Genomic DNA, 14,205 nt, shown 5'->3' on the forward strand with positions numbered 1-14,205 from the left:
TGCGGCATTCTCGATTAACTGTAGCAGGTATTAAAACAGCTAATTAAAGTGTTTTAAGGTAAGCGATCAGGTAATCCTGCTCAGCTTTGTCAGTAATCTCAACGTGACGCATACGAGTACCTGGTACGAATTGATCGTTGCCCGCTACCCACTTACGCAAGTTTTCTTCATTCCAAGTGATATCAGAATTTTTTAGTGCATCAGAGTATGCAAAGCGTGGAAGTGCTGCTGCTTTACGGCCAAAAACACCGATCAAACTAGGACCGAAAGCATTTTTACTTGTATCTAGTGAGTGACAAGATGTGCACTTGTTAAAAATCTCTTTACCAGCTGCCTGCATCATCGCTTCATCATCAGCGACCGCAACAGAAGATAGAGATACAGATAGGCTCACAGCAAGTGCAGAAATCATTTTAGTTTTCATCATTCATTTTCCCCTAAATGAATACTTCTTTTACAAACACTCTACTCCTGCTGCAGCGCACAAAAATTGATCTTGCTCAGTTTTTTATTCACATATTTATAAAACAGACCCAACATACGAACCTAGATCAATAAAAATTAATATAGTGACAACTTATTTAGCAAAAACAGTTAATTACCTATATTTCATGCACAAAAAAAAACGCAGCCGAAGCTGCGTTTTTATCACAATGCTAAATGCTGATTAAGATTGTTTAGCTATAATCTCTTTCCACTTAGCTGGGCCTGTTGTGTGAACAGACTCACCTGAAGTATCTACAGCTACAGTCACAGGCATATCCTTAACTTCAAACTCGTAGATTGCTTCCATGCCCATTTCAGGGAATGCAAGTACTTCAGCGTTAGTGATCGCTTTAGATACTAGGTAAGCAGCACCACCCACAGCCATTAGGTAAACAGCTTCGTTGTCTTTAATTGCGTCAATTGCAACAGGACCACGCTCAGACTTACCAATCATGCCCAGAAGGCCTGTGCTTTCGATAACCTGACGAGTGAATTTATCCATACGCGTAGACGTTGTTGGGCCAGCAGGACCTACAACTTCGTCACGTACTGGATCAACAGGGCCTACGTAGTAGATGAAGCGGCCTTTAAGATCAACTGGTAGCTCTTCGCCATTATTTAGCATCTCTACCATTTTCTTGTGCGCTGCATCACGACCTGTCAACATTTTACCGTTCAACAGAATCGTTTCGCCTACTTTCCACTCTTTAACTGCTTCTGGAGTGATCTCATCAAGATTTACACGACGTGTGTTGGAACCCACTTCGAATGTAACATCTGGCCAATCATCCAAGCTTGGTGGTGTTAGAACCGCTGGGCCACTACCGTTCAATGTAAAGTGAGTGTGACGAGTCGCTGCACAGTTAGGGATCATGCAAACAGGCAGTGAAGCTGCGTGTGTTGGGTAATCCTTGATTTTGATATCAAGAACAGTGGTCAAACCACCTAGGCCCTGAGCACCTATACCTAGATCGTTAACTGCATCCATGATTTCTAGACGTAGCTCTTCAACACGGTTTTGCGGGCCACGCTCACGTAGCTCGTGAATGTCGATTGGATCCATTAGGGATTCTTTTGCCATTACTGCAGCTTTCTCAGCAGTACCACCAATACCTATACCTAGCATGCCAGGTGGGCACCAGCCCGCACCCATTGTTGGTACGGTTTTAACAATCCAATCAACGATGCTGTCAGATGGGTTAAGCATAACCATCTTAGATTTGTTTTCAGAACCGCCGCCTTTAGCAGCAACGTGAACTTCTACTTCATCACCATCAACAATTTCATAGTGAATTACCGCTGGCGTATTATCTTTTGTGTTCTGACGCTTACCTGCTGGGTCAGCAAGAATAGATGCACGTAGAACATTATCAGGATGCATGTATGCACGACGAACACCTTCGTTCACCATGTCAGTTACATTCATTTCAGCATCCCAAGTTACGTTCATACCTACTTTCAGAAATACTGTAACGATACCTGTGTCCTGACATAGAGGTCGCTTACCTTCAGCACACATACGGGAGTTGATAAGGATCTGCGCCATTGCGTCTTTAGCCGCTGGGTTTTCTTCCTTCAGGTAGGCTTCGTGTACGCCTTGAACAAAATCAAGCGGATGGTAGTAAGAGATAAACTGCAATGCATCAGCAACGCTGCTGATGAAATCGTCTTGGCGGATTACGCTCATTCGGAGACTCCAGTAAAGCTTCTTGTCATAAAGGATCAGGGAGTTAAAACTCAACCATGCTTAGTGCAAACACGCCTGACTCATACCCATTTACTCTCTCTTAAAGGAGAGTTTTTACTGGAAAGGGAGTATACACCAAAAGTACCGCAATAAGGTGTCGGGCATTGGTAGTACTCACACAATCTTTTTTACTACTTAATGTAGAAACAAGGTGTGATAGCGTATTTATCTGACCTCAAAAAAGGAGCGCAGAGCAGTAACAAATGCCAAAGATCAAAAAGGAGCGCCCTGTCGCTTTGGTGATTGGTTGGCGCGACCCTTTATCTAAAGCCAATAGCTTTAATGGCTTGATCACAAAGGGAATGGATAACAATATCACCAGCGCAAAAGGTATAGATCCGTTGATACTCAAAGCCAAGCAGCCTAGGTATATACAGATCAGTAGAGCTTTATAAAGTTGAGAGGCACGAGCGTAGCCAATCTTCACCGTTAACGTCTTTATCCCTGCTGCTTTATCCTCTTCAAAATCACGTAGTTCATTACTCAGCAGAAGTAGCGAGACAAACAGAGACACAGGGATAGAGATCAAAAGGGCCGAATGCGATAGCTCTTTGGCCAGCACATAGTAAGCACCGCTTACCATCAGAACACCCATCAACCAAAACACCAAAAACACCGCTAAACCGCGACGCTTGTAGTTTATCGGCTCCATCGTATAACCAAGCGCTCCTATTATTCCGATAACTGAGAACAGCAGAAGTAACATCCCAGATACAGCAATGAGGTAACAAGCGATGACAGCCGCAAAGAGAATACAGCCTAAACCCAGATTAAAATTAAAACGGATCTGCTGTTGTGAAGCTGAAGAGAGTTGAAGATTGGGCTGAGAAAGGTCGGCGTAGTCATTAATTAGATTAACCCCAGCTTGCAAAAGCAAACCCGCCATTAGGATTAAACTCGCGAGTAAAGGATCGCCAAAGCCTTCGCGATATGCACTCAAAATACCTGTTAGACAAACAATCAAAGCCACGCTGAATGAAAACGGCCTCAACGCATGCCTAAACAGGTACTTCTCGGCGATCATCGCATTTACTTCTGACTGCTGTACTCAGGTGCGTTTGGTAGATCACGCATCAGCAATGCGTATTCTGGATCAGCATTCAGATTCATAGGAATCTTCATGACATGGCCAGAGCCTGGCGCAACATCAGCAGACTTGCCTTTCTTATCGATCATCTCATCAAGTTTAAACTTGTGATTACCTTGAGGCGTCATTAGCTCAAGTGTATCGCCTTTAAGGAAGCGGTTTCGTACATCAATCTCAAGCATGCCATCTGCATAACCAAGCACTTCACCCACAAACTGCTGGTGTACGCCTACAGAGTTACCTGTTTCGTAGTTCTGATACTCATCATGAACGTGACGACGGTAGAAGCCTTCTGTATAACCACGGCTCGCTAGGTTTTCCAGCTCATCCATCAAACTCATATCAAATGGGCGACCTGCGACTGCATCATCAATCGCTTTACGATAAGTCTGTGCAGTACGCGCCACATAGTAGTGTGATTTAGTTCGGCCCTCGATCTTAAGGGAATCAACACCAATTTCAGCTAAACGATGTACGTGTTGAATCGCACGTAAATCTTTAGAGTTCATAATGTAAGTACCATGCTCATCTTCAAAAGCAGGCATGTACTCACCTGGGCGAGTCTCTTCCTGAAGAAGGAAGATCTGATCCGTTGGCTTACCTTCACCCAATGCAGGTTTTGGCTCTTGGGCATTTGGATCAAACTGTTCTACGGGTACCACATCCCCAGATTCATCGACTTTTGCTTCATGAGCATCGTATTTCCAGCGGCAACTATTGGTACAGGTACCTTGGTTTGGATCACGCTTGTTAATGTAGCCAGATAACAGGCAACGACCCGAATAAGCGATACAAAGCGCACCGTGAACAAAGACTTCAATCTCCATCTCAGGGCAACGCTGCTTGATCTCTTCTACTTCATCAAGAGATAGCTCGCGAGATAGGATTACACGCTCAACCCCCATGGAGTGCCAGAACTTAACCGCGGCCCAGTTCATGGTATTCGCCTGAACAGACAGGTGAATCGGCACATCAGGGAAATGCTCTTTCACTAGATAGATCAAGCCTGGATCAGACATAATCAATGCATCGGGTCCCATCGCAATCACTGGGCGCAAGTCATCGATGTATGTTTTAAGCTTACTGTTATGAGGCAGGATGTTACTTGCTAGGAAGAACTTCTTACCTAACTGGTGAGCCAGATCGATCCCTTCTGCTAGGTTATCCATATTAAAGTCATTGTTACGCACACGTAGGCTGTAACGAGGCTGACCGGCATAAACAGCATCTGCACCGTAAGCAAATGCATATTTCATATTTTTCAAAGTCCCTGCAGGGGACAATAGTTCTGGATTTAGCATAGTTATGAAGGGACTAGTTAATAAAGGTATGAATTAAAAGTTAAAAGATCTGTTAAGCCAGATCTTTTAAAGGAATCTCAAACAGCGGCGTGTAGATAGAGCCATCTTCACCCAGCTTACTTTGAAATAGCACCACCGAATCAGCCAAACTGTACATATCCAGCGCGGGCCACTCTTTTGGTGCTTTAAACGTATTTTTTCCTGGCAAACGGCCTAAGGTCACATGAGGTTTGAAATCATCTTCCTCATAGTTAAGGCCCGCCTCAGTTGCCACATTGATCATCAACTCATGCAGCACCTGCAATTCCTCATGCAGATCAGGTAAAGCAGCAACTAAAGCTAACTTTTTGTTAACTTTGTAATATTCCGCTTTGTTGATATGTACCTGAAAGGAGCTAAAGTCAGCCAATTTCTCGCGAGCACATTTCTCCAATTCTTCAACCTGATTAAGATTGATATCACCTAAGAAACACAAGGTAAGATGATAGCGATCGGAATCCACCCAATTGATTTCTGTTTTGCGGTCAAACTCGCATAATGTATCAGCGTGATCAGCCAACCAACGTACAACAGAATCAGGTAGCGTCAGTGCAAAAAAAGCACGGATGTTCATAGAGGCTTACTATATCCCTATTTTTTTGAGGAATAGCGTATTCTGCCTTCAAGATGACCCTTTGGCAAACCCTGAAAGCAGAATCTAAGATCATTTAAGCCGCTCTAGCGTTGTTCAAGCAGCAATTGCATATTATTTAGCTTCTGACGCACCTGCAAGAGATCCTGATTTAACTGACGACGCGTACCGTCAAAGGCACGGATAGCCTGCTCGTTCACTTTCACTTTACGTTCTAGATCAGCATTGCTTTTGCCTTCTACCTTAGCAAGACGATCAGTTAAAGTACGCTGCGCTTTCAAAAGATCATCCATCTGTTCTTTCGCCAGCTCATTTGTGGTGCGCATTTCAGATTCAACGCGCGACGTCAGCTTCGTCAGTTTAGCTACTTCTGCATTCACTGTTTTCTTTAAACCAGAAACACTCGCCAGCGTTTTTTTCTGCTGAGCAACCTGAGATTTTAGAGACTTAACCGTTTTTTCTTGCGCCTGAAGGGTTTTCTTTAAAGCTGCTAGCTCTTTTGCCTGCTTCTCAATCAGTGGCTTATTCTTTTTGTGGGCAATATCCCACAACTTAGCAATTTCAGAATCTAACTGTTTATCTTTCTGCTTTAAAACAGACTCTAACGAGGAAACATTGCCCTGCAGCTCTTCACCCGATTCAGCCGCGCCCTGCTCTGCTTCTTTCAACAAAGCTTCTAATTGAACAATCTGTTCCTGAGCTTTTTCAAACGTCGCTTGTTGAGATTGATACATCTCAAAACCAAAGTAGCCAAGCACAGACACCGCAACAACTAAAACAACCATCACTACGGATTGAACCACACCACCACCTGATGAGGCTGGCGCTGACGCAGGGGCTGGTGCATCACCAGATCGAGGTCGCATAGCTGAAGGTGCTGAGCGGTTTTCACCAGCAGGATCGGCAGGCCCAAAATTCGGTACTTCAATATTATCGTCGTCGCGGTTCATGGCTATCCATATACTAACTAAATTGAAATTCCCGCTATTTTACGCGGAAAAAAAAAGCCCCGCAAAAATGCAGGGCTCTTTAAAGCTTAAATAAGCGAGGGGGATGATTACATCATGCCGCCCATACCGCCCATACCGCCCATGCCGCCCATATCAGGCATGCCAGGTGCGCCACCTTCAGCAGGCTTATCAGCAATCATTGCTTCAGTTGTGATCATAAGACCCGCAACAGATGCAGCCGCTTGTAGTGCTGAACGAGTAACTTTAGCTGGGTCTAGGATACCCATTTCAATCATGTCGCCGTATTCACCGGAAGCTGCGTTATAACCGAAGTTACCTTCGCCTTTCTCACGGATGTTAGACACGATTACTGAGCCTTCTTCGCCCGCATTACCAACGATCTGGCGTAGTGGAGCTTCTAGTGCACGGAATGCAAGCTCGATACCTACAGACTGATCGTGGTTATCACCTTGTAGTTCTTTAACTTGATCCATCGCGCGGATCAGAGCAACACCACCACCAGGTACTACACCTTCTTCTACTGCAGCACGCGTTGCGTGAAGTGCGTCTTCTACACGAGCTTTCTTCTCTTTCATCTCAACTTCAGTTGCTGCACCTACTTTGATTACAGCAACACCGCCTGCAAGCTTAGCTACACGCTCTTGCAGTTTTTCACGGTCGTAGTCAGAAGATGTTTCTTCCATTTGTGCACGGATCTGGTTAACACGTGCTTCGATGTTGTCAGCAGCGCCGATACCATCAACGATTGTTGTGTTTTCTTTAGTGATAGAAACGCGCTTAGCTTGACCTAGCTGCTCAAGCGTCGCTTCTTCTAGCGTTAGACCTACTTCTTCAGAGATCACAGTACCGCCAGTAAGGATAGCGATATCTTCTAGCATCGCTTTACGACGATCACCGAAACCAGGGGCTTTAACTGCAGCAACTTTAACGATACCGCGCATGTTGTTAACTACTAGCGTTGCTAGCGCTTCGCCTTCTACATCTTCAGCGATGATTAGAAGAGGACGAGATGCTTTAGCTACGTGCTCAAGGATTGGCAGTAGTTCACGGATGTTAGAGATTTTCTTGTCAGCAAGCAGGATGAATGGCTGCTCAACTTCAGCAGACATGTTGTCTTGGTTGTTGATGAAGTAAGGAGATAGGTAACCGCGATCGAATTGCATGCCTTCAACAACATCCAATTCATTCTCTAGTGCTGTACCTTCTTCTACAGTGATAACGCCTTCTTTACCTACTTTGCCCATCGCTTCAGCAATGATCTCACCAACCTGTGCATCAGCATTAGCAGAGATAGTACCAACCTGTGCAATCGCTTTGTTATCAGCACAAGGAACAGACATACCTTGGATCTGCTCAACAACGGCAGCTGCAGCTTTGTCGATACCGCGCTTAAGATCCATTGGGTTCATGCCTGCAGCAACAGACTTCAGACCTTCGTTAACGATTGCTTGAGCTAGTACAGTCGCAGTCGTAGTACCGTCACCTGCAACATCATTTGCTTGAGACGCTACTTCTTTAACCATCTGTGCGCCCATGTTTTCGAACTTGTCTTCAAGCTCGATCTCTTTCGCAACAGATACACCGTCTTTAGTTACGGTAGGAGCACCGAAAGACTTATCTAGAACAACGTTACGACCTTTAGGGCCCAAAGTAGTTTTAACTGCGTCAGCTAGGATGTTTACACCGTCTAGCATGCGTTGACGAGCATCGTTACCAAATAGTACGTCTTTAGCCATTTTCTAAAATCCTGTAATCAAATTCTTTAAACAATTAGGTAAAGCGAAAAGTTCAACCGGAAGATTAGTCTTCCAATACACCGTAAATTTCGCCTTCGCTAAGAATTAGTAGCTCTTCACCGTCAACTTTCACAGTGTTAGCGTAGCCACCAAACAATACTGTATCCCCAACCTGAACAGTCAGCGCTTGGCGCTCACCATTTTCCAGAAGACGACCTTCACCCACAGCAATTACTTTACCTTGGTTTGGTTTTTCCTGTGCAGAACCCGGCAGTACGATGCCGCTTGCAGTTGTAGCTTCTTCTTCGTTACGACGAACAACTACACGGTCGTGAAGTGGACGAATTTTCATCTGTTCTTTCTCCTGATCTTTATCTGATCAAAATAAACATGTTTGTTTGGAATCGGGCCAAGCAACTCTGAGCTGCTTTCCCCTTTGAAATGCTAGGTTGGGGCATAAAAAATGAATTCAACGCTAGCAAACAACTTTTTTGCCTAGAAATTAATCCTTGCGCTCAAACTCACCGTCAATCACATCATTTGAACGGATATTACGGTCTTGTTGCTCATGGTTCTGATGCGTATGCGATTGATGTTGGAAAGGGTCATTCGCATAAAATTGCGCTGAGCTTTGATGTTGCTGCTGCATGGCTATCACACTAAAACGGCTAAACAATGCTTTCGCAAACGCTTTACGCGTAAAAGGAAGCAAACAGCTAAAACCAATTACGTCTGTGACGAAGCCTGGTGTAACTAGAAGAGCACCACCCACAGCAAGCACGATACCTTCTACCATCTCTTGGCCTGGAATCTCACCATTCTGGGCACGCTGCTGCGCTCGTGCCAATGTAGATAAGCCTTGGTAGCGCAACATATTTACGCCTATAAATGCAGACAACAGTACTAAACCAACTGTGTTCCACGCCCCAATTGCTTCACCTACATTTATAAGTACTGTGATTTCAATAATGGGGATAATGATGAACAGCAGAAAAAGAAACTTCATTTATTGCCTCAAAAATAATCGATCACTCTATAAGAATAGGACTCATTATAGAGCTTCTAAACAGGTCCTACCTGCCTAAATTTAAACTTGTATTGATCTAGATTTTTTTACTAAACATACCCTTTTCTTTTTATGGTCAGACCAAAAAATTTCAACCCTAAACCACCATTTTCAGTCTAATTTTCACGTTTCAAGTGCTAAAAAAACGTCTAAAAAAAAACCAATACCAAAGTACTCATACTTTTTGCACTGCGAAATTTCCATTTAAAAACATACAGTTAGCATCTGCAAAAAATCAAAAAAATACCGGTCATGAGTATATTAAACTTATTGATAAATGAATCTGTGGAGCAACAAGTAGACTTTTTTGCAAAAGCGGGATAAGTTTAAATTCTGCACAATGACGCAACGCACAAAAAAGAGTCAAACCGAAGTAAGGTAATCCTAAAATGGAACTCAAAGATAAAGTAATTGTTGTAACTGGTGGTGGCCGTGGTCTTGGTCGTTCAATGGCACTTGAACTAGCTGAACAGGGCGCAAAACTTGCTCTAGCTGACCTAAGCCAGGAAGATCTAGATACGACTGTTGGCCTTTGCATGGAAAAAGGCGTCGAAGCACGCGCTTACATCTGCAACGTAGCTAAAGAAGACGAAGTAGAAAAACTATTCAATGACGTTGTAGCTGATTTCGGCACGCTACACGGTCTAGTTAACAACGCTGGTATCACTCGCGACGGTCTATTCATGAAAGTTGATCGCGAAACTGGCAAAGTTGTTAAGAAGATGTCTATGGACCAGTGGAACCTGGTTATGGATGTTAACCTAACTGGTACTTTCCTATGTGCTCGTGAAGCTGCTGCTCACATGATCGACCTAGGCGTTCCTGGTTGCATCGTAAACATCTCTTCTATCTCTCGTTCAGGTAACATGGGCCAGACTAACTACACAGCAACTAAAGCTGGCGTAGAAGCAATGGCTGTTACTTGGTCTAAAGAGCTAGCTCGCTACGGCATCCGTGCTGCTTCCATCGCTCCAGGTTACATCGGTACTGAGATGGTTATGAGCATGAAACCTGAAGCTCTGGATAAAATTGCTGCAGGCATCCCAGCTAAGCGTCTTGGTAAGCCAGAAGAAATTGCTAAGACTGTTACGTTCATTCTTGAGAATGACTACGTTAGCGGTCGTTGCTTCGAAGTTGACGGCGGCCTACGCGTTTAATCTTCCAAGCTTCATAAAAAAACCGGCTTTCGCCGGTTTTTTTATGCCTATCAATAATTGTTATTAAGCTCCAATCACTCCGCCATCTTCGCGTGTTATCACTACAATGGTTGAACGCGGTTTACTGTTACCACCAGCAGGGAAATGCGAAGGCTTACCCTTCTCTCCTGGGTGTTGAATCCCTACAAACATAGATTTTTGATCAGGAGAGAACGTCAATCCCGTCACTTCGCAGGCAATGGGTCCCGTTAAGAAACGATGAATTTCGCCCGTTTCTGGATCTGCACACAACATCTGGTTGTTACCCATACCAGCAAAATCATCGGCATTAGAGTATTTACCATCGGTCATGATCCATAGACGGCCACCTTTGTCGAAGCCCAATCCATCCGGGCTATTGAACATATTTTCGGTAGTGATGTTACTACTACCTGCTAAAAGCCCCTCTTGGTGGATGCTTGGGTTGCCTGCGATCAGGAACAGATCCCAACTGAATTCAGTAGCCGTATGATCGCCGTTCATAGGTGCCCAACGTACGATCTGTCCGTACTTATTCCCCGCTCGTGGATTTGGCCCACCAACAGGCTGGCCCTCTTTCTTGCCACGATGCTTATTATTAGTCAGTGTACAGCAAGCACTCGATTTATTAGGATGCACGGCAACCCATTCAGGTCGATCCATGGTCGTTCCACCCACTTGCGTTGCTGCTAAACGTGTGTAGATAAGTACTTCTGCCTGACTGTTAAACCCATTATCTGGCGTTAATCCATTCTTACCGAAAGTGAGCTCCAACCATTCGCCTTTGCCTTTCTGTTCACCGTTATCAGCACTGAACTTAGCTACATATAAAGTACCATCAACTAGAAGATCACGATTTCTACTCTGATCATTAGCATCATATTTACCTTTTGACACAAATTTATACAGATGCTCACCGCGCTCATCATCTCCCAGATAGACCACAACATGACCTGAGTCATCAACCATAAGAGCTGCATTCTCATGTTTAAAGCGACCAAGCGCTGTACGCTTAAGCGGCTTAGACTCAGGCTTCATCGGATCGATCTCTACCACCCAACCATGACGATTCGGCTCATTTGGGTTTTTAGCTAGATCAAAACGCTGATCAAACTTACTCCACTGATAACGCTTATCTTCCGCTTTTAATCCGTAGCGCTTTTGTTCAGCCGAGATACTATGAGCTTCATCCTCAGTACCAAAATACTTATGGAAGTTTTCTTCGCAGGTTAGATAAGTACCCCAAGGCGTTTCACCATTGGCACAGTTGTTAAAGGTACCCAATACCTCACGACCTGTTTGGTCGGCAGCCGTTTTAAGCAGATCATGTCCTGCCGCTGGTCCCGTCAACTGCATTGGGGTATTCGCAGTAATCCGACGATTCAATTTTCCACTACGATCAACGACCCAGCCCTCAGCGGTTTGCTGAATTTCAAAAACAGACACGCCATGTGCATTTTGGGCTTTCAACACATCATCGGCTGAAATCATGTCACCTTTGTGGTCATACAAAAGATCAGTGTTGGTGTATTCGTTGTTAACAGCTAATACTGCGCGATCGCTAGATAAAGGAAACAATGACATACCATCGGTATTATCACCAAACTGCAGTGCCTGAGCAGACGCCGGCGCTCGTCCTGTAGGATCAAATTCTGGTGCACCGTCAAAGATAGGGTCCCCCCAAGAGATAAGGTTGTTCACCTTATAGCCCTTTGGCACAACCACTGTATCTGCTGTACTGCTGACAATAGGCTCAAACCCGATAAGCTGACTCTTAACTTTTGTTCGGATTGCTGCCTGTACTGAATTTGTAATAGGCGACATCCCTATAAAAGCACCTAAGCCTAGCACACCAGCCCCAGTCAAAAAGCTACGGCGGCTAACCGCCTTATCTGCTAGCTGAGTAAACTCTGAATCCTGTTCTTGATTTAAATTACTGCAAAGATCATGTGAATTGTTATAGCTCATAGTGATTCCACTAAAAAATCAAATTGCATCTCGCTGTATAGCCCTACGCTTGGGCACCAGAAATCAAAGATAGTCCTACTTAATGACATATCAATTAACGTTAAATGAAGCTATTGATAAAAATAGAGTTATTAGATCGTTAGACAAGACTTTTAAAAGAATATTAACTTTAGAACAAAAGCAAAACAATCGATCAAAAATAAACCACACATTATAAAAGCGTTTCAAAATAGAAATATACACGTAACAAAAACTTAAAGTAAATAAATAACAGAACAATAAAAAAGAAACAATTCTGAAACAAAACCCACCTATTATTGCGCCGCAACAACGAATTAACTTCTGCAAGGCAATAATTTTGAAATCCTTAAACAATATTTTATTACCAACATTAACTGCAATATCCTTGATTGCATCCAATTATTCTTGCGCAGACAACACCCTATTATTAGAGGAAGGCGTAAATTTAATTGCAGTTAATGGTTCAGAAGTTAATTCCGATAAACTATTTAATGGCAGTAACAATTACAAACTACCTAATGGTTCAAATCAGATCCTTGTAAATTATACAGCTGAAGTTAAAAAGGGTAGTGATTTTGAAATAGAGCAAAGCAAAGCCTTCGTTCTACTTTTCGAAAGTAATAACAGCCAGATTTCCCTTGAAGCACCAGTAATTGAGCGCATTAAAGATCTAGAAAAATTCGAACAAAATAAAAACTGGATCTTAATAAATAGCGCAGGCCAAAGCATTCCTTACCAAGTAAACATTATAGAGAAAGGCGGCTTTCAGTTAAGCAGAAACTTTGAAAAAGAATTAGAAAACTTCAATCAAAGCAATGCAGTGGCTGCACTGCCTAAAAGCAAAATAACACTTCCAAATAGCGCCAATAAAAATCAAACAAAAAACAGCATTATTAAAAAAGAAAACATGACAATGGAAATGCTTATTTATTGGTACAACCAAGCTGATCTAAACACTAGAAAATCTTTCAAAGAACTTATTAAAAGCAAATAAGTTCCCATAAATTAAAGTTTAAAAATTTTATATTAAAACTCCTTGGAGAGAAGACATGAAAAAGCTGATCCTGGCTTCTGCAATTGCTGCGCTTGCTGCTAACTCTGCAACTGCTGCTACTATTTACGACGACAAAGGCCTTACTTTCAAAATCAAAGGTGACTGGCAGGTTCAGCTGCGTGACAACGCAAGCAAATCTAAAGACGCTGAAGTTGAGTTTGACGATCTAGAGATCAAAAACTCTATCGCTTACGATCTAGGAAACGGTCTAACAGCATACGGTCAGCTGGATTTTGGTTTCAAAGACGAAGCTGAAGGTAAAGGCCCTGATGGTTCGGATCATCTTGAAGAAGCTTACCTAGGTATGAAAGCGCACAACATGTCTGTTCAAGTAGGTAAAATGGATAATGCCGCTGACGACTTCGGTGTTGAGAAGGCTATCGAAGAAGCACTAGGCAAGGATGTTTTTGACGAGTTTGGTTCTATCGATGGCGATGATGTAATCCGCTTCGATGCTGATTTCGATGTTGCACGCGTAGCAATCTCTCATGAATTAGAAGCTGACGGTGAAGATAGCTCTAACAACGAATCTACTGAAATTTACGTTGAAGGTGGTTTCGAGGCTGTTACGCTAGGCGCTGCTTTCCAAACGGTTAAGGCTACACCAACTTCAGCTTCTGAAGACATCTGGGGTGTAAGTGCTGAGTTTGATGCTGGCTTCGCTACATTCGGCATGGACTACGGTGTTTCTGATCAAGCTACTAGCAACAATGACGTTGCAATGACTAACCTAGTAGCTACATTCAAAGCAGCTAAGACAACTAAAGTTTCTGTTGGCTACATGGAGCACGATTACGATGCTGCCAACATGGATGAAGAAGCTATTTACGGTAACGTAACCTACAAATTCCCGACTCAGAAAAATGTTTCTGTATTCGCTGAAGTTACACACCGTGACGACGACGCTGGTACGGACTACGACCTAGACCTACTTGCTGGTATGCGCATCAAGTTCTAAAAGT

Annotated in this window: 13 protein-coding genes; 3 read left to right on the forward strand and 10 right to left on the reverse strand. The window is 43.5% G+C overall.

Annotation, left to right across the window (positions count from 1 at the left end):
- Positions 1-43: 43 nt before the first annotated feature.
- The 9 genes from ACMXYN_RS13055 to ACMXYN_RS13095 form a co-directional block, all read right to left on the reverse strand.
- Positions 44-427 carry a c-type cytochrome gene (locus tag ACMXYN_RS13055; protein WP_415892199.1) on the reverse strand — a complete coding sequence of 128 codons (384 nt, stop codon included), beginning with the start codon at positions 425-427 and terminating at the stop codon, positions 44-46.
- Between the two features lie 240 nt (positions 428-667).
- Positions 668-2,173 (reverse strand): fumarate hydratase, encoded by a 1,506-nt coding sequence (locus tag ACMXYN_RS13060; RefSeq protein WP_415892200.1) that lies wholly within the window; start codon positions 2,171-2,173, stop codon positions 668-670.
- 235 nt (positions 2,174-2,408) lie between these two features.
- Complete coding sequence (locus ACMXYN_RS13065; RefSeq protein ID WP_415892201.1) at positions 2,409-3,257, reverse strand: prenyltransferase; 849 nt, start codon at positions 3,255-3,257, stop codon at positions 2,409-2,411.
- 5 nt (positions 3,258-3,262) lie between these two features.
- A complete protein-coding gene (gene yegQ / locus ACMXYN_RS13070) occupies positions 3,263-4,621 on the reverse strand; it encodes a tRNA 5-hydroxyuridine modification protein YegQ (protein WP_415892202.1) in 1,359 nt (452 codons plus the stop codon).
- 52 nt (positions 4,622-4,673) lie between these two features.
- Positions 4,674-5,234 carry an RNA 2',3'-cyclic phosphodiesterase gene (gene thpR, locus ACMXYN_RS13075; RefSeq protein ID WP_415892203.1) on the reverse strand — a complete coding sequence of 187 codons (561 nt, stop codon included), beginning with the start codon at positions 5,232-5,234 and terminating at the stop codon, positions 4,674-4,676.
- A gap of 104 nt (positions 5,235-5,338) precedes the next feature.
- Entirely contained in the window at positions 5,339-6,202 is an 864-nt protein-coding gene (locus ACMXYN_RS13080; protein WP_415892204.1) for a hypothetical protein, read from the reverse strand.
- A gap of 107 nt (positions 6,203-6,309) precedes the next feature.
- Positions 6,310-7,959: a chaperonin GroEL gene (groL, locus tag ACMXYN_RS13085; protein WP_415888898.1), complete on the reverse strand. Its 1,650-nt coding sequence runs from the start codon at positions 7,957-7,959 to the stop codon at positions 6,310-6,312.
- 64 nt (positions 7,960-8,023) lie between these two features.
- A complete protein-coding gene (locus ACMXYN_RS13090; RefSeq protein WP_415881976.1) occupies positions 8,024-8,311 on the reverse strand; it encodes a co-chaperone GroES in 288 nt (95 codons plus the stop codon).
- Between the two features lie 150 nt (positions 8,312-8,461).
- The gene (locus ACMXYN_RS13095) at positions 8,462-8,965 is read right to left on the reverse strand and encodes an FxsA family protein (protein ID WP_415892205.1); all 504 of its coding nucleotides are present in this window, start codon (positions 8,963-8,965) and stop codon (positions 8,462-8,464) included.
- Positions 8,966-9,414: 449 nt separating this feature from the next.
- Between ACMXYN_RS13095 and ACMXYN_RS13100 the strand changes: the two genes are divergently transcribed.
- The gene (locus ACMXYN_RS13100; protein WP_415881978.1) at positions 9,415-10,182 is read left to right on the forward strand and encodes an SDR family oxidoreductase; all 768 of its coding nucleotides are present in this window, start codon (positions 9,415-9,417) and stop codon (positions 10,180-10,182) included.
- 63 nt (positions 10,183-10,245) lie between these two features.
- Here the strand turns inward: ACMXYN_RS13100 and ACMXYN_RS13105 are convergent, their stop codons facing one another.
- A complete protein-coding gene (locus ACMXYN_RS13105; RefSeq protein ID WP_415892206.1) occupies positions 10,246-12,168 on the reverse strand; it encodes a PhoX family protein in 1,923 nt (640 codons plus the stop codon).
- A 358-nt stretch (positions 12,169-12,526) separates the two neighbouring features.
- Here ACMXYN_RS13105 and ACMXYN_RS13110 point away from each other — a divergent pair, with 358 nt between their 5' ends.
- Together ACMXYN_RS13110 and ACMXYN_RS13115 are read left to right on the forward strand one after the other, a co-directional pair.
- A complete protein-coding gene (locus ACMXYN_RS13110; protein ID WP_415892207.1) occupies positions 12,527-13,183 on the forward strand; it encodes a DUF2057 family protein in 657 nt (218 codons plus the stop codon).
- A gap of 55 nt (positions 13,184-13,238) precedes the next feature.
- Positions 13,239-14,201 (forward strand): porin, encoded by a 963-nt coding sequence (locus tag ACMXYN_RS13115; protein ID WP_415892208.1) that lies wholly within the window; start codon positions 13,239-13,241, stop codon positions 14,199-14,201.
- Positions 14,202-14,205: the final 4 nt, after the last annotated feature.

This window comes from Neptuniibacter sp. PT8_73 (genome assembly GCF_047778045.1).
Classification (GTDB): Bacteria; Pseudomonadota; Gammaproteobacteria; order Pseudomonadales; family Balneatricaceae; genus Neptuniibacter.